The sequence below is a fragment of the Limisphaera sp. VF-2 genome, from assembly GCF_049537125.1.
In the GTDB taxonomy this organism is placed as follows: domain Bacteria; phylum Verrucomicrobiota; class Verrucomicrobiia; order Limisphaerales; family Limisphaeraceae; genus Limisphaera.
In genome coordinates this window covers 1-17604 of the sequence record NZ_JBMVQY010000002.1, presented here as the reverse complement: position 1 = coordinate 17604, position 17604 = coordinate 1, and the positions used below count along the sequence as shown (strand labels likewise).

Annotated in this window: 10 protein-coding genes; 7 read left to right on the top strand and 3 right to left on the bottom strand. The window is 65.2% G+C overall.

What is annotated here, in order from left to right; translation table 11 throughout:
- Positions 1 to 20: 20 nt before the first annotated feature.
- Positions 21 to 644 (bottom strand): YqaA family protein, encoded by a 624-nt coding sequence (locus tag ACPDIT_RS07560; RefSeq protein ID WP_423442590.1) that lies wholly within the window; start codon positions 642 to 644, stop codon positions 21 to 23.
- A gap of 1319 nt (positions 645 to 1963) precedes the next feature.
- Positions 1964 to 4279, bottom strand: a complete 2316-nt coding sequence (locus ACPDIT_RS07555; protein ID WP_423442589.1) for a DEAD/DEAH box helicase — start codon at positions 4277 to 4279, stop codon at positions 1964 to 1966.
- Positions 4280 to 6057: 1778 nt separating this feature from the next.
- On the opposite strand from ACPDIT_RS07555, the gene ACPDIT_RS07550 reads away from it, so the two are divergent.
- The 7 genes from ACPDIT_RS07550 (at position 6058) to ACPDIT_RS07520 (ending at position 16933) form a co-directional block, all read left to right on the top strand.
- Positions 6058 to 7734 (top strand): RCC1 domain-containing protein, encoded by a 1677-nt coding sequence (locus ACPDIT_RS07550; protein WP_423442588.1) that lies wholly within the window; start codon positions 6058 to 6060, stop codon positions 7732 to 7734.
- A 73-nt stretch (positions 7735 to 7807) separates the two neighbouring features.
- A complete protein-coding gene (locus ACPDIT_RS07545) occupies positions 7808 to 11008 on the top strand; it encodes an FG-GAP-like repeat-containing protein (RefSeq protein WP_423442587.1) in 3201 nt (1066 codons plus the stop codon).
- The gene (locus tag ACPDIT_RS07540) at positions 10983 to 11906 is read left to right on the top strand and encodes a cohesin domain-containing protein (RefSeq protein ID WP_423442586.1); all 924 of its coding nucleotides are present in this window, start codon (positions 10983 to 10985) and stop codon (positions 11904 to 11906) included. Before ACPDIT_RS07545 ends, ACPDIT_RS07540 begins: the two co-directional genes overlap by 26 nt.
- Positions 11907 to 12152: 246 nt before the next feature.
- On the top strand, positions 12153 to 13169 hold the full coding sequence (locus tag ACPDIT_RS07535) for a serine/threonine protein kinase (RefSeq protein ID WP_423442585.1): 1017 nt from the start codon (positions 12153 to 12155) through the stop codon (positions 13167 to 13169).
- Positions 13170 to 13182: 13 nt separating this feature from the next.
- Positions 13183 to 14097 (top strand): carbon-nitrogen hydrolase, encoded by a 915-nt coding sequence (locus ACPDIT_RS07530; RefSeq protein WP_423442584.1) that lies wholly within the window; start codon positions 13183 to 13185, stop codon positions 14095 to 14097.
- Between the two features lie 82 nt (positions 14098 to 14179).
- Positions 14180 to 15931, top strand: a complete 1752-nt coding sequence (gene polX / locus ACPDIT_RS07525) for a DNA polymerase/3'-5' exonuclease PolX (protein ID WP_423442583.1) — start codon at positions 14180 to 14182, stop codon at positions 15929 to 15931.
- A gap of 51 nt (positions 15932 to 15982) precedes the next feature.
- Positions 15983 to 16933 carry a HEAT repeat domain-containing protein gene (locus tag ACPDIT_RS07520; protein ID WP_423442582.1) on the top strand — a complete coding sequence of 317 codons (951 nt, stop codon included), beginning with the start codon at positions 15983 to 15985 and terminating at the stop codon, positions 16931 to 16933.
- A gap of 92 nt (positions 16934 to 17025) precedes the next feature.
- Here ACPDIT_RS07520 and mobA read toward each other — a convergent pair.
- Positions 17026 to 17604, bottom strand: a 579-nt coding sequence (gene mobA, locus ACPDIT_RS07515) for a molybdenum cofactor guanylyltransferase (protein WP_423442581.1), incomplete at its 5' end; no start/stop codon positions are given.

Genomic DNA, 17604 nt, shown 5'->3' with positions numbered 1-17604 from the left:
CGCCTCCCGGCTTCCGCCGCTCAGCGCAGATACTTCAGCGCCACAAATCCGGCCACGCCCAGCACCAACACCCCCCAGGCCAGCCAGTCGAAGTACTTCTCGATCCACCCCTTCACCTGCGGCCCCAGGAGGTAAATCGCCCCGCCAACCAAAAAGAACCGAGCAGGCCGTCCCACCGCGGACGCCACCACCAGCGTCCAAAAACTCACCTCACAAACCCCTGCCGCCACGGTGAAAACCTTGTAAGGGATGGGCGTGAACGCCGCCGTCAGAATCGCCCAAAACGCGTTCTGCTCGTACAGGGCGGCCACTCGATCGAACGCCTCCTGGGAAAACACATACGGGATGAAAAACCCCTTCACCGACTGCCACGCCCCGTAACCCAGGGCATAGCCGAACATTCCGCCCAACACCGATCCCACCGAGCACACCAGGGCAAAAAACAGCGCCCGCCGCGGAGCCCCCACGCTCAGGGCCAGCAGCAGCACGTCCGGCGGCACGGGAAACACCGACGACTCGGCAAAGGCGATCCAGAACAGCGCCCAGGCGCCACCCGGCCGTTCCGCCCAGCTCACCGTCCACTCATACAACCGACGCAACCAGGCCGACGGCCCGGTTCTTGCCCGCGGAGACACTTCGCTCATGCGGCAGGCGAAAGAACCCCAACCCCCGCCCGCCGTCAAGCCACCGGCAACACCACCCACGCAGCCGGACCCCACGCCTAAAGTCCCCAGCAGGCTTGGTCCAAGGGAAACCAGCACGAAAGCCGCTCGACCACGACCTGGACACCAGCAGACCGATTCGTCTTGCGTGCTGCAGCGCCTATTGGTCTGACCCTGGTGGGTGAAAGCCGTTCGGTTGCCAGAATCCCGCCACCGGCGCCCCTGCCCGCAACGGTGGGCCCTACCCTGCGAGCGGCAGATCGTGGCCGCTTCGGCCGCCTCAGCGGGGTCTCCCTTGGCGATCCGTTTCACCCGGAGCACTTCTGCTTGGGCGTCCTCCACTCGAAGCCGCGGCTCGACGCCATGTCCTTCCCGCAACTGCCGGTTGCCTCCGTTGGGCATGTAAGAGGAGGTTGCCCGAGTCGTAGCGTACTGCGGAGTCCTGTGGGCTCTACGGGGCAAGGTGCAAGCGGTTTTGTTCTGGTCGTTCGTACAGCGCGCAATAGGTCGGAGAGGCAGCCGCCGATTATTGGTGCCTCCTTGCGGCCGTCGCCAATCCATAGTGCGCAGTTCAGCACCCCGGTGTCGGGCGCCGCTGCGCCAGCCGCACCAAGCCGCCGGCGAGAACCTCCAAGAAGCCCACACCCGCGTTCAGTCCCGGCCCCGATGCCGGTTGCGCCGTGCCCTTAACATTGTATGCATCCGCCCAGCGATCTCTGCCACCGCTTCCGACATCGTTCCGTCAAACAGCGACCTGCTTTCCCCTTATGGGCCCCCTCAACTTGCGCTCTGACTTCCCCTGCCCCTTGCACGCCACCGAAAGCTCCATGAGCTCTATCCCGGCTTCCCGCCACAAAGTCTTTCCCTGCCCCCTCTCCTCACACCCCTTCCTAACCCGCACACCTCGTATCCCAACCGGACGACCTCGCAGCCCGCCCGTTGGCAGCGAAATCGTTGGCTGCGAAGCCCACGCGCGCAGTCCTCGCAGCGCTTACTGAACCGGACCCTCAGGTGATGCAGGATCACGCCTCACATGTCATTTGCTCGCGCCCGGCCGCGGCGGACCAGCGGCACAGGGCAAGCTCACCCTCGGTGGTCACAATATGTTCGAAGCCGCGCTCTGAGCCATCCGCCCGCTGGCCCGCGAGCCCACTCGTGGGTACGTTCACTCTGACTTTTTCCACAATCCTCAACGGGTCGGCCCCACTTATCGCGGCCGACTTGTCATGCACCCTTCTCCATCACCTCCGGACGTCTGCGGTATTCTCTGGTGCACTTGTCGGTCCATCGCAATCGGCTTTTCACGACGCGGGAACCCATGCATGAGATCCCGGATCAAACTTCTCAAGCGCGGCCTTTTCTGCAATGCTTAGAAGCCGCCTGGCCAGTGCCATCGCCCGGTCCTTCTTGGGCTCCTCAAAGCCTGAAGGCGGTCGCGGGGGCATCAGGCAGCTCGGGCATCCACGCTTGCAGGGGCACTTCTCGGCGATTCGAATGGCCGTCTCAATGATCCTGGGCCACAACTCCAGGGCCCTCTCCGCCACACCAATGCCACCCGGCACGCTCTCGTACAAGTATACCGTTGGGGGGTCCCTGAGTGTCGTGTGAGTGCTGAGGTCATGCCTGTCGCAGGGAACCACGAAGGGCGCCCCAATTCGCAGGAGTTGCTCCAACCCAACGAGGTCTCGGGCCTCAAAATCGCCACCCAGAGCCGAAAGATTCGCCAGCTCCAGCCAGAAACCTCTGACGCTCGAAGAGCGAGCAAGCTGCCCACGCTCCTCCCTCACAACTTGGCCCGAATGCGTGTCAATTAGCTTGAATCCCCCGAAGTTCTCGAACACCGTGAGCTTTCCGTAGCAGGCTGCAATGCTCTCTGCATAGCGACGGCCCGAGAGGATTTCAGGCCCATGGATGACCGTCCAGAAAACGCCCTCCGTACGAAGATGCGGGTCGGCCTCCTCCAGCAGAACTTCCGCCGCACCATGGGCGGCTACCTTGTATGGCCGACCGAAGTGGTTGTAAATCGCACCCACGTACGCCTCTCGAAAAAGGTGTATGTCGGAAATCTCGCCGATTTCCTTGCCCTTGTACAGCAGCCGATACATCATGCCGGATCCCCCGCGGATCTTCAGCTGCTGATAGTTCGGCTTGACGCCCCTAACCGGCTTTTTGCCCGCCATCGCCTTGCGACTGAAGTTGTAGAAGCAGGATCCGAGAGTCTGCTCCAATTCACGGGTAACCTCTCCGCCGCACTCGTGCACCAGGTACGGCAGATGCCGGCTCATGAGCTCCTCGTTGTCGATTCCGATCAAAATCTCGTCGAGTGGCTTGTTAAGGAACGCATCAATATTACTCGCGAAAAACTTGTCGAAAGGATTGTTGAGCGCGTAAAACAGCACGTAGGCTTTCTTCTCCCAACTCCGCCCAACGCGGCCGATACGCTGCCAGGCGGAAAGCACACTGTCGGGGAAGCCTGCGAGGATGCAAGCGTCCAATCGGCCGATGTCCACCCCAATCTCCAGGGCATTCGTGCAGAAAACGGCCTGAAATCGGCCTGTGCGGAGTCCCTCCTCGATCTCCCGCCTAAGGGCGGCCTCGTAACCGCTGCGGTACGGTGCGATTCTCCCGGCGTCGATTCCATACTCGACAGCGTCCCGTTTGGCTCGCACGGCGGCTTCTTCTGCGAATCTCCTGGACGGACAGAATACCAACGTGCTCAGTCCCTCGCTGACACATGCCAGGGCTGCTCGTGCAATCCGCAGCAGGTAGATCTCGTAGAACCGAAAGTCGGGAATGTCGGGATCGATGAACGCGAAGTGACGCTCAGGACGCATGGTTGTCGCCGCCCGCACAACCTTGCACCTCCGTCCTGTGAGCCGGTAGGCATGTTCCTCGGCATTTCCGCAGGTCGCCGTTGCGAGCACGATCTGAGGACGTACGCCAAGCTGACTTAGTTTTGCGAAGAACCTTCGCAAAAGAAGCGCCACGTTCGTGCCGAAGTACCCCCGGTACTCATGAATCTCATCAAGAATGACCAGTCGCAGATGGGAAAGGAATGTAGTCCACTGCTCCTGCCATCCAAGGAAGCTTTGGTGAAGCATCTCCGGATTCGTAAACAACACGGCCGGTGGATGCGCCTTGAGCAATCTGCGATGTTCGGGGTCGAGATCTCCATCGAACACCCACGATTCCAACCGCCGTGCCGACGCTGCCTCGACTGCCCCGGCAAGCTCCTCGAACTGGCGGCGCTGATCGTTCGACAGGGCTTTCATCGGATGAACCATCAGCGCATGGGAGTGAGGCGACTCCAACAGGCCCAGAACCAAGGGAATGTTGAAGCATAGTGTCTTGCCGCTGGCCGTCGGGGCCTCGAGTACAACATCCTCGCCGCTCAAGATACTTTCGATCGCTTGAGCCTGATGCGCGTACAAAGCGCGAATGCCCAAGCTGCTCAGCGCTCGCCGAATCGCCACGGGAAGACGGCCAAGGGAGCTTTCCGGAGCAAAATCAGGTGGCTTACACGGGAGCTTCCGGGTGAGTACAATGTCTCCTCGTCCCCCGTCAGACCCGTCCCTCAGGGCATCAAATCTCCGAAGCCTGGCAAGGAGTTGTTCCATACACCATCTACCTAGTGCTCAATACACCTCAAGCCGGCAATTCCACCTTGCCCCACCGATACCCGTACCAGAGCGGGGCAATTGAACATCAACACTGCAGCCGCAAATAGTGCTGCGCGACTTCCGTATGGCTGAGATGCCGAGGCGAAGGTCGGGAACCGAGGGAGGTTCCCAACCCGCCGCCACAATTCGCCCCGATCGTCCTGAGACGACGGCTGCCACAAAAGACCGTCCGATCCACACCCGCAATCCCAGCGGCATACCGATTGATTCTCCGGCCGGGGAGGGTGGCCGCACACCACAAGAGTGGGCCTCGCCCAGCTCACAGAGCTGTCCGGATGTGTGGTCGAGATGTCGGCAGAGACGAGAAAGGCCAATGGCCAAGGCTCGTGGGCGATCCTCGGAGGGTTGAGGGTGCCAAACAGGGCGTCGCAAATGGACAGTCATGACCGCGCTACTACCCACGTCCGGCTCGCAAGTCACGCAGCTGCGTAGTCGCCGTGTCCATCCGATGACCGTCCGAGTGAAGCCCCCTGAGATCCATCGAGGACATCGCGAGATACAGCCGGCGGATCGCTCCGTTCCTGGGGACACCAGCGACCGCCCTTTCCCCCCGGGGATGCGACGCTTCGCTTGCCCGACCCTGACTGCCTGCCCCCGCAATGTGCCGCCCACATTCGGCCCGGCAACCGCAGCCAAAAGTCTATCCCGACCCACCAGCCGAGCGGGAGGGCAAACGAACGGTGATTGAAAATCGAACCCGGGGACCCCACTGCCGTGCTCAAACCGAGAAGCCACAGCTCCCGCGCCCTGAGCTCGCTCCTCACTGTTGGCACGCTCAGCTTTCACAACGCATCCCACCAGGGCAAATGCGATGCACACCATAGACACAACAGTTGCCCCGGACAAGTCTGCCTTTTCCGACCTGCCGAGCCTGGGCAGGGGCGGCCTCGATGGGGTACCTCGAGCCCCCGAGGAGCACGGCCATAAAGAGCCACACCGTACCTTGTATGTCCACTCGCGACGGCCCCATGCCCGGGGCAGTCCGGGCAAGCAGGTGCGGGGCCATTCTCGACTTTATCCCTTGCGGACAAACCACCTCCTCCTCCGCGAACGGCCCTCCCCTGCGCAATCCCTTGCAGCTATAACCCGGACCGTCACAGGTCGCCACGGCGCCGCCTGCGAGGCTGTCCACCAACGCCGCCAGCCGTCTGATTGAACTTCGGGCCAACCCCAAAACGCGGGACGCGTTCCTTCCCCCTGCCGCATACCGGCGGTACCATCGAAACGCAGAGTCCACAGGCGAGCCCACCCCCCCACCCGTGGCGACGCTTTTCCCCCGGCCCGGGTTTTCCTGCGTCCGTCTCGGGGATGCGGAACAGCGTCGACTGCAGCGGAAGTCTTTCCATCCCTGATGCCGTCAAAGCAAGGAGGTCTCGAAACGGCTGCGGGGCAGGGCCTTGACAGATCGGGCTCACGGGCGTTTGCTAAAGGCAGTGTAGCCTCGCAGAGCCGTTAAACACGTGCAGGAGGTGACCATGCAGGACGACTTCCGGTTCCCCGGCTCAAGACCAAGCAATCCCACTCCGGTCATTCCACACCTCCCAACCCCGGGCGCCCGGATCCAGCGCCGGCCGCATCAGGCGGACCGCCCACGCGACCGGATCGGCCCGGCCAAAGAGCCGCCGGCGCGCACTGCATTTTCCCAACCGGTTTCTCGTCGGCCCCGTCTCGGCCGGGGGCGCACATGGGCACAGACCCGCGGCTGCGGTCGGCCGGTGTGGATCCTTTTGGCCGGGCTGCTGGGTGGCGAGCTGATGCTGTCGGGCCAAACGAACCAGCCGCCGACCGTCGAGATCCTGAGCACGACGTTGCGGCCCGGCACGACATACATCGACGTGGACTTTCGTGTGGTGGATCCCGACGATGAGACGGTGGAGGTCGGCGCCCTGGGTTGGCTCAACAATGGCACACGGCTGGAGCACGTGATCCCCATTCGAGCCCTGGTCGAGGGCACGCACACCAACCGGGGTGTGAATGTCCCGGCCAATCGCCCGTTGCGGTTGACGTGGAACATTGCGGCCGACTCGGATCTGACGGTGGCTTCGGTGCAGGTGGAGATTCGGGCCAAGGACCGGCGATCGCCCCTGCCCTTGCACTGGGTCACGGTGCCGGCCGACGGTGCGTATCCGGCCACGACCTACCTGCGCAGGCCGATAAGCGAGGCCGAAGTCATCTCGATTCTCCTGTGGGAGCTGGCGTTGGGCAACCCGGAGCTGACGATCCAGCGGAATTATTGCGTGCTGAGCAATTTCTGCGTCATCAGTTACGGGGGCGACCCTCCGTTTGTGATTCAGTCCACAGGTCCGCGGCTGGTGGCCGCCGGAGGATTGCCCTCGTACTGTGTGCTGGCGCAGGACCTGGTCACCAGTACAGATGCCTACATTGGAGCCAATCCGGCTGCGCTGGCTTACGTCTATGACCGGCTGGGTCTGCGAGTGGCGCGGCCCGAGGAAAGCCGGCCAGACCTTTCGCGATACGGCATTGCCAGCTCGTATGTGCGCGTGAGCGGGGACGACCCGGTGGATCGCGCCTACGTGGCCGGTGGCCCACATGCGTGGAAAGACAAATATGCACAGTGGTCGCCTCGCGGCTGGTTTTTCCTGCACACGCTGTTTCTGCGCGGTACGCGGGCGCTGTCCCTTGGGCCGGCATGGTCGATCGCATTGACGCGCGACGGGTTGGTCCCTTTGAACACGACGTCCACACCGGCGGAGGCCACCAACGTCATGGGCATTGCCGCCGGGGCCACGCATGCGCTGGCGTTGCGGGCGGACGGTTCCGTGCTGGCGTGGGACACGTACCATCTGGATGGCGCGCCGAACCAGTACGGTCAGCTGGACGTGCCGCCTCAGGCCATGCCGGCCATGGCTATCGCCGCAGGGGCGTATCACAACCTGGTAGTACGGAGCAACGGGACGGTGGTGGCGTGGGGGCGGAACGACAGGGGTCAATGTCAGGTGCCGCCCACCGCAACCAACGTGATCGCGGTAAACGCGGGTGAGCAGCACAGTGTGGCGTTGCGGGCCGATGGCACCGTGGTGGCCTGGGGCGACAATTCGAAGGGACAACTGCAGGTCCCGCCCACGGCCACCAACATCGTCGCCATCGCGGCGGGGCTGCATCATACCCTGGCGCTGCGCGCGGACGGCACGGTGGTGGCCTGGGGGGACAATGCGCGTGGCCAGACGAATGTGCCGGCCGAGGCGACCAACGTCGTGGCGGTGTCAGCAGGTCCGATCCACAGTGTGGCGCTCCGGGCGGATGGACGGGCGGTGGCCTGGGGCGCATCGCCGGAACCCGCGGGTGTGGTCGGGTTCTTCTCGGGCATCGACCTCCTGGGGTACGGTTGCGCCGCGGACTACATGGTGTTCGTGGACAAAAAGACGCCCTAACCCTTCGCCCTCGCCCGCCATGGCACCGGTTCCGGCAGATCGAGCGCGCACGCGTCGGAGACCCGGTCCGGCCATGGGCCGATGGCTGGTCTCCGGCCTGATCGGCTGCCTGGGCCTGGTCCGGCTCTCGGCCGCCACGGTGCAGTATGTGGAGATGTCCGATCCACCCACGCTGTTCGCATCCACCAGTGTGGTGTCCACGCCATTGGTGGTGGTGACGCGGACGGCGCCGGCACAGGCCGGGACGCTGCGGTTTACGCACTGGACGATCAACGGCGTGCGCACCAACGACTTCACGGGGCGCTCACTCAACCCGGTGCGCTTCACGATTTACGAACCCACCATCGCCGTGGCGCATTACCTGCCGGCCCAGCAGGACAGTGACAGCGACGGGGTGCCCGACTGGTTCGAGATCGAGTATTACGGCGATCTCGGTCCGGATGCCGCCTCCGACACCGACCTGGACGGCTACCGGCTGCTCGAGGAGCTGGCTGCGGGGACGCATCCACGGTTGAAGGATGAAATCGTCCCCGGGGGAATCACCGTGCACCGGAGTCCGGCGGTGGCCGTCAATTTCGCCGGCTGGCCGTGGTACCAGATCGTCAGTGAGCCACCCGGGTTGATCGTGCAGAGCAACCTGGTGCCTCCGGGTACGATCGTTCAGACCCCGGATTACTGGAACCACGAAATCCAGGGATCCCGGTTTGCCTTCTGGGACATTGGCGGCATCCGACAGGCCGATTCCCTGGGCATCGCCCTGGGCAGGATCCGTTTTTCCGTCACCACCAACACCGTGGTTACCGCTCACTTTTACGCGCTGCAGGAGGACCGGGACGCCGACGGCGTGCCCGACTGGTTCGAACTGATGTACTTTCCATCGCTCGAAGTACAGGACGGCGGGTCGGACGCCGACGGGGACGGCTGGACGCTCCGGCACGAGTATCTTCAGCAAACGGTGCCCCGACTGGCCGATGAGCTCGTTCCGGGTGGAGTGGTCGTGGTGCGCAGCGCGGCCGTGGTGCTCAACTTTGCCGGCTGGCCGTGGTACCAGATCCTGAGCCAGCCTCCGGGACTGCTCGTGCAGAGCAACCTGGTGCCCCCGGGCACCGTGATTCGGACGCCGGATCTCTGGGGCAGAGAAATGGGTGGATACCGGTTTGCATTCTGGTCGCTCGATGGCATCCGGCAAGAGGACAGCCTCGGCATCGCCCTGGGGATGGTGCAGGTCCCTGTCGTCAGCAACGTTCTTCTCACGGCGCACTTCCACCCGGTCCGCGGAGACGAGGACGCGGACGGGGTCCCGGACTGGTTCGAGCTGACGTACTTCCCGTCGCTGGAGTTGCAAGACGGGGCTTCGGACGCCGATGGGGATGGGTGGACTCTGGCGCAAGAGTCACTGTTGGGCACCGTCCCCAAGCTGGCGGATGTGTGGGTGCCCGGGGGAGTGACGATCGTGCGCACGCCGGCGTTGTGGGTGGACCTTCAGCCGTTCGAACGGATGCAGTTCGTGCTGATCGATGGAGTGACGAGTAACTTCTTTGCCGGCCCGTCCGGCAGCGGCGGCGTCCGATTCGGCACCGATGCTGCACCGGCGTTGGGCGACTGGGACGGCGACGGGGATCTCGATCTGTTCATCGGTCACACTCCGGGCGAGCTTCGGATCTGGGAGAACATCGGGTCGGCTTACAATCTCCATCTCAGCGAACGAACTGCAGCGTTTGCCCTGCTGGCGCCCTTGTGGTCGGGCTGGAGGCGCCCCGTTCCCGCCCTGGGCGATTGGAACGGCGACGGGCGGGACGATCTGGTCGTGGGTGGCAGTGGCGATACGTTGCTGTTGGTGGCTTCGACAGGACATTTTGGTTCGCCGCAGGAACCGGCACCGGTTCGAAGCTTTGCCACCGGATCCGAAATCGCAGGCACCGCCCTCGGGGATGTGGACGGCGATGGTTGGGCGGATCTGCTGGTTCTTCGGAGCACGGGGACGGCGGACCTGTATCTGAATCGCCGGGACCCGGCCCAACCCTTCGCGTCCCCTGCCACGCGCAGCCCGCTGCTACCCGAGCCGGTGCCGGGCCCGAGCGGGTTGGCCGTCGCGGATGTGAATTATGACGGTCAGGTGGATGTGCTCGTGGCCGACAGCTCGGGCCGCATCTGGGAATTTCATCGCGATCCCGCGACGGAGCAGTTCCGCCTGGTGAGCAAGGTGTGGGCGGGAACAGGCGCCGGGTTCGCTTTGCTGCAGGGTATCGCCGTGGGGGACGTGGACGGGGATGGGGATCTGGACTTGATTGGCGGCACCGCCGAGGGCGCACTGCTGGCCCTGCGGGACCCGAGCAACGCGATCCCGACGGGGCTGCAGGCCACCGTCGGCCCTCGCACGGTGCTCCTCACATGGGCGCCGGACCTGCACTTCCGCGTGGCGGGTTATCATGTCTATCGCAGTGTGGGGTCCACGCAGGCGTTCGAACGGTTGACCTCCCAATGGCTCCCGGTCCCGCGCTTCGAAGATCAGCAAGCGACGCCCGGGGTCACCCACCACTATCGCGTCACGGCTGTGCGCGTGCGCACAAGCGGCGGGACCGGCGCAGAGTTGGTCGTGGAGAGCCGGCCTTCTGACATCGTCAGTGTCGTGCCGGGAGGGCTCACCCTGGGGATGTCCGACACGTTCGCGGCGCCGGGTTCGAACGTGGTGCTGCAGATCAACACGCCTCTGGCCACGGGGATCACCGGCACGAACCTGGAAATCCGCGTTCGGTACGATCCGAGCCGGCTGCGGCCGCGCAGCCAGATCGATCCCTCACGGCCAACGGTGGAACGAACGGCCCTGACCGAGTCGTTGCGCCTCCGCGACAATGCCGCGGAGGCCGCCGGCGAACTGGTGTTGTGGGGAGAGGGCGGCGGGCCCCTGCAGGGCCGGGGGAACCTGCTTGACCTGCACTTCCAACTGAGTCCCGACGCCGTGCCGGGCACCCGGATCACGAACGTCGTGGTGGCCGCCCGGTTGTTCGATTCGGCCGGGGTCGAATTGCCCGTGCATATTGTGGGCCCGGCGGTGTGTGTGGTTTCCGACCGGTATTGGGCCGGGGACGTGACCGGCGACGGCGTGCTCGACCCGCAAGATTTCGAGCTGGCCCTGCGGCTGGCGGCGGGGCAGCGCGCTCCCACGGCAGCGGAACTGGCTGCGCTGGACATGAACGGGAACGGCGTAGCGGACGAGGACGATGCTCATCAAATCCTGCGGATGATTCATGGCCGGAATCCGAACCCAGAATGACCCGGGCGCCATGCACGCAGCCGCCCGGAAGGCGACTTCCGTCCGACGCCCTGCCATGGGCCTGGGGGCGCTGCTGGCGTGGTTTTTGTCCAGCAGCCCGGCGGGACCCCTATTGGCTTCTCAAGTGTTCATCGGAGAACATGCGGTGCTGCCCGGAGACCGGGTGCGGGTCCCCATTTGGTTTACCAACGCGCCGGGCGTGGCATCTGCGGCAGTCACGCTGCGGTTCGATCCCGGATTGGTGGAGCCGGTGAGTGTGTCCGCTCCGGATGCGTCCTCTGGGTTTGCCGTGGCGTCGTCTGTGCGCGACACCACCTGGCAGATCGTGGCGGCGCGGGAGACCGGCCTGGCGCAATCCTCGGGGATTCTGGCGGTGGTGACCTTTCGTGCGCGTCCGGGCACCGTGGCCGGGTTGACCGCGCCGCTGACCGTGGCCGACTATCGGCTCCACGGCCAGCATGGTCGGCCGCTGCCGGGCGCCCCCGGCGCCGCCTTGGCGCAAGGGCAAATCACCCTGGTGGACCCGCAAACCGATCGTGATGCCAATGGCCTGCCCGACTGGTGGGAGGAACGCTTTTTTGGCGGGCCCAGCTCGGCCGAGCCGACGGCGGATCCCGATGGCGACGGGATGCGGAACTGGCAGGAGTATTGGGCAGGCACGGATCCGGTCGATGCCGCCAGTGCCCTCCGGCTGCTACTGGCCCGGGTGATCGGCGGAATGGTGTACCTGCGCATCGACAGCGTCCCGGGCAAGACCTATCAGTGTGAACAGTCCGTGGATCTTCATGACTGGCAGCCCGCGGGAGCGGCGGTCCGCGCCACGACCAGCGTCCTGCAGCTTGCGCTGCCGGCTCCTCCAGACACGCAGGCCTATTACCGGGTGCGATTGGTGCCCTGAGGTCGGGTGACGCGGCCATGCCGCCGTACCGAACTGCGGGCGATGGAACTGGTCCTTTCCCGCGTTTTGCGTGGCGTTCGGAGAAAGCCCCGGGCGCGATCCGCCCGGGATGAAGGGGCCGGGAGAGCCGGGAATCGGAATCGCACATCCCGAGGTCGAAACCGGCTGGGGGATGCCGGACCGGTCGACATGAAAAAGAGCAGCAACGCGGCTTGACTGGCCCAAACTCTGTCTCACCATCCCGGTGTGGCGCTGTTTACCATCCAATCGGATTGCCGCTATGAGATCGTGCGCAAGCTGGCCGAGGGCGGGATGGGGATCGTGTATGAGGCGGAGCAACTCGGCGCGCACGGGTTCGTCAAGCGGGTGGCCATCAAGGTGATCCGGCAGCAGTACGCCCGGCAGCCGGAGTTCATCGCCAATTTCATCGGGGAGGCCAAGCTCGTGGCCGACCTTATTCACACGAACATCGTGCAGACGTATCACCTGGGCGAGGCCCATGGCGTCTACTTCATCGCGATGGAACTGATCCGGGGGGTGAACCTCGAGCAGTTTGCCCAGCAACATGTCCAGCGCCGGCGTCGCCTGCCCAAGGAACTGGCCGTGTTCATTGTCAGCCGGGTGGCCCGCGGCCTGGCCTATGCCCATGCCAAGACGGACCGTCACGGTCGTCCGCTCGGCATCGTCCACCGCGATGTCAGTTTCAAGAACATTCTCATTGCGTTCGAAGGGGACGTGAAACTGACCGACTTTGGCATCGCCAAGGCCCGGGGCTATCTCACGGATCAGGAGGGCGAAGTGGTGGCCGGCAAGGCGGACTTCATGAGCCCCGAACAGGCCAGCTTTCAGAAAACGGACAAGCGCTCCGACCTCTTCTCGGCGGGCATCGTGCTGGCCCATCTGTTGCTGGGCTACAACATCTTCAAGGCGGCGACGCCGGAGGAGTCCCGACGGCGCATTCTGGAGCTGCCCATTCCGGATTTTCGAACCCTGGACGAGCGCATTGACGACCGGCTCAACGCCATTCTGCACAAGGCGTTGGCCCGGGATCTGAAGCAACGCTACGGCTCGGCCGACGAGCTGCTTTACGATCTGGAACACTACATCTATCACGCCGGCTACGGGCCCACCAACGAGACCCTCGGCCGCTATATCCGCGAGTTGTTCGACGTGGACACCCAGCTGGTGCCCGCGCCCTCGCCGGCCATGGAGGAGAGCACGCGGTTGGAGGCTCGAGTCCGGCATTCGTCGCAGTCCCGCTGAAACCCGCGAAGTTATGGCGCGACCCGCTTCCCCGAAACGAATCCGTGTGGCTTTGTTGCAACGCGCGGCCTCTGCGGATCCCGACGAGAACCTGCAGCGCACGCTCCAAGCGGCCCGACAGGCCGCGCGGCAGGGCGCCCAGATCATTTGTACCCAGGAGCTCTTCCGCTCCCGGTATTTCTGCCAGTGCGAGAACCACGATTTCTTTCGTCTGGCCGAGCCCATTCCCGGGCCGAGCACGAGGGCCTTTCAAGACCTGGCCCGACGCCACCGCGTGGTCGTGATCGCCTCCCTGTTCGAACGGCGGGCCCCCGGTCTTTATCACAACACCGCGGTGGTGATCGATGCCGACGGCACCCTGCTGGGTCGATACCGCAAAATGCACATCCCCGACGATCCGCTGTACTACGAAAAGTTTTACTTTGCGCCGGGCGACCTGGGCTTTCGCGCCTGGTCCACCCGGTACGGCAAGGTGGGCGTGCTGATTTGCTGGGACCAATGGTACCCGGAGGCGGCCCGGCTGACGGCGTTGCAGGGGGCGCAGATCCTCTTCTATCCCACGGCCATTGGCTGGCACCCTGCCGAAAAGGCCGAGTACGGCGAGAAACAACATGCGGCGTGGGAACTCATCCAGCGCAGCCACGCCGTGGCCAACGGTTGCTATGTGGCCGCCGTCAACCGCGTGGGCCACGAACGCATCCCCGGCGCGGTCGGAGACGGCATCGAGTTCTGGGGGCAAAGTTTCGTGGCCGGTCCGTCCGGGGAGCTGCTGGCCAAGGCCCCGGTGGACCGGGAGGAGATCCTCATGGCGGAGGTGGACCTGGAAGCCGTGGATGTGACCCGCACGCACTGGCCGTTCTTGCGGGATCGGCGCATCGACGCCTACCAGGGTCTCACGCGGCGCTGGTTGGAATCCCCGGAGGAGTGAGCCCCGGCCGTGACGGCTCGCCCCGGCCGCGGCCTCCGGCATTGCCCTTGCCAGCGCCACCGGCTCGCTCATCATGGCCCCGATGAACAAGGAACAAGTCGCCGCCATCCTGACCGAGATCGGCACCTTGTTGGAGCTCAAGGGCGAGAACCCCTTCAAAACCCGCGCCTATTTCAACGCCGCCCGCGCCATCGAAAGCCTCGACGAGCCGCTGGAAACCGTGGTGGCCGAACAGCGGCTGGGCCAGATCAAGGGCATCGGCGAGAGTCTGCAGCAAAAGATCACCGAACTGGTCACCACCGGGCGGTTGCCGTACTACGAGGAACTCAAAGCGTCGATTCCTCCGGGATTGATCGAGCTGTTGGAGATCCCGGGCCTCGGGCCCAAACGCATCCTCACCCTGCGCGAAAAACTCGGCATCGAATCCGTGGAAGCCCTCGAGAAGGCCTGTCGGGAGGGCAAGGTGGCGGCCCTGCCCGGCTTTGGGGAGAAAACCCAGGCCAACCTGCTCGAGGGCATCGAGCGCCGGCGCAAATACGCCACGCAACATCTGTTGAGCGAGGTTTGGGCGGCGGCCGAGCCGCTGCTGGAGTTCCTGCGCCAGCACCCGCAGGTCATCCGCTGCAGCCCCGCCGGCAGCCTCCGCCGCAGCAAGGAGGTCGTTGGCGACCTGGACCTGCTGGCCTCCTCGAAACAACCCGCCGCCGTCCTGGACGATTTCGCCCGCCAGCCCGGCATTCTCAAGGTGCTGGCCAAGGGCGACACCAAGGCCAGTGTGCTGCTGGAGGGCGGACTGCAGGCCGACCTGCGCGTCGTCTCCGATCGGGAGTTCCCCTTCGCCCTCATGTACTTCACCGGCAGCAAACAGCACAACATCGTCATGCGTCAACGCGCCATCGAACGCGGCCTGCGCCTGAACGAATACGGCCTGTTCCGTTCCAAGGAGGAGACGCGCGACCCCAAACTTCTGATCCCGTGCAAGGACGAGGCCGAGGTCTTTCAACAGCTCGGCCTGCATTACATCCCCCCGGAGCTCCGCGAGGATTTGGGCGAGTTCGAAGCCGCCGAGAAAGGTCCCCTGCCGCGGCTGTTGGAATGGACCGACCTGAAGGGCTCGATGCACAACCACTCCACCTGGAGCGACGGTCACAACACCCTCGAGGAAATCGTTCAACTGGCCCAGTCCCTCGGCCTTTCCTACTGGGCCATCACCGACCATTCCCGCTCCTCTTTCCAGGCCAACGGACTCGACCCGGACCGGTTGCGCCAGCAGATCCGGGCCATCCGCGACATCAATCGCCGCCTCGAAGACCAGGGTTCCGACTTCCGCCTGCTGGCCGGCACCGAGGTGGACATTCTCCGGGATCGACTCGACTTCGACGACGACCTGTTGGCCGAGCTGGACTTTGTCATTGCCAGTCTCCACGTGCCCGCCAACAGCGAGGCCGAAAACACCAGGCGCCTCATCCGGGCCGCGCAAAACCGGTTCGTCCACGCCCTGGGTCACCCCACGGGCCGGCTGTTGCTGGAACGCGAACCCTACCCGGTGAACCTGTCCGCGGTCATCGATGCGTGTGCCGAAACCGGCACTTGGATCGAACTCAACTGCAACCCGCGACGCCTGGACATGGACTGGCGGCACTGGCCCGCGGCACTTCGCAAAGGGGTGCGCTGCGTGCTGGGCCCCGATGCCCACCGGCGCGAGCACGCCGCCTACCTCAAACTCGGCGTGGCCGTCGCCCGCAAAGGCTGGCTCCGTCGCGAAGACGTCATCAACACCCTGCCGTTGCCCCAACTCCGCCGTGCCCTGCGCCGCAAACGCGACGCCCGCTGAAGTCCCATTCCCAACCTTGCCCACCCCGCGAACCTGCGCCACTTTGCTCCCATGAGGCGGGCCCTTTCGATTCCGACGCTGGCCGCACTGGCTGCGATTCTTCTGGCCGGTGGGTTGGGGCTGTATGTCTGGCTCGACGCCCGGGAGACTCGCCTTCAGGGCCGGTCGGTGCGGGCCTGGGCCTTTGCGTATCTCGGGCCGGACGCCCCACGGCGTGAAGAAGCGGCTCAGGTACTGCGTTCCGCCCAAGACGGCGCCGTGCGCGACCTGGTGCGGATGGTCCGAACCCCGGATCCTCCCCTGACCCCGCTGTTGAAGTTCGCCGAGGGCCGGTTGCCCGAACCGATCGTCCGGTTCCTGCGCCTGCGGATTCGGCCCGCCGACGCCTCGGCCGCCCGCATCGCCGGCGCGTACGCTCTGGGGCTCCTGGGTCCGCAGGCGGAGCCGGCCGTGCCGCACCTGGCGGAGTTGCTTCGACGCGGCCAGCCCGCGGAACGTTGGGCCGCCGCCACCGCGCTGGGTCGCATCGCCACGCCGGCCGCGGTGCGCGTTTGCGTCGACCTGCTGGCCGCCACGAATCTGAGCCTGCATCATCCCGCAGTGTACGCCCTCGGCGAAATGGGCAGTGCCGCGGCAGAAGCCGCACCCCTGCTCATCCAGGCGCTCGGCCACCCGGAAGGAGCCGTGCGCGCCTCCGCCGCCGATGCACTGGGCCGCGTCAGCCACGAACCGTCCCGGATCTTTCTGGCGGCTGCGCAGGCGGGCCCATCGAATGCGCGCCGGGAAGCCATGCAAGCCCTGCAGCGCAATCCGCCGCCTCCAAGGGCCGGTGTGCCGGTACTGCTGGAGCTGCTGGAAGATCCCGACCCTGCCATTCGAGACCAAGCCGCACAAACCCTGCGACGCATCGCGGGCTCGCAGCCTCGCGTGCAGGAAGCCCTTAAACGGCTGGAGGGAGAGGGCCAGCCGGGTGAACCGGGTTCACCCGCCCCCATCCCCTGAATCCCGGCACCCTCCGCTGCGGGTCACCACCTGCCGTCCCGCAGGTCACGGGTGGATGCCGGTGCATCCGTTCCGGGGTGGGGGCGTGTCCCTCATTGGCGCCTGGCCCCGTTACCGCGTGCCGGGTCGGTCAGTGCCGCCCAATCTTCGGGGGCATTGCAGTTTCTGAAATTCGAGCCTGCATCGACGGGGACGGGCCAGAAGATCACCGCGCCCTCGCGCTGACACTGCTCCGCAAAGCGGTGCACTGCAGGCTGGCCCCGCTCCAGTTGCGCCACGGCCCAGGGGTGCGCCCGGCGCGGGTACACGGCCAGCAAGGGCTCCAACCGGCCCTGCCACACGGGCACCACGCCCCGCTCCGACTCGCAGCGCGCCAGCAACTCGAGGAGAAACTCGACTTCCACGCAGGGCAGGTCCACCGCCAACACGAGCAGCAGGGGAGTCGTCATCGCTGCCAGGCCGCGTTCGACCCCCGCCAATGGTCCTGCGTCCACGAACCGGTCCTGCAGGACCGGACAGTCAAACGCAGCGTAATCCGCGTCGGGGCGCCCGGAAATGAAGACCTCCGCGGCACCGGCCGCGCGCAGCTTCGTCAACTGATGAGCCAACAGGGGCTGCCCGGCCCGGGCGAGGAACGCCTTGTCGCGGCCCATCCGCGCGGACCGTCCCCC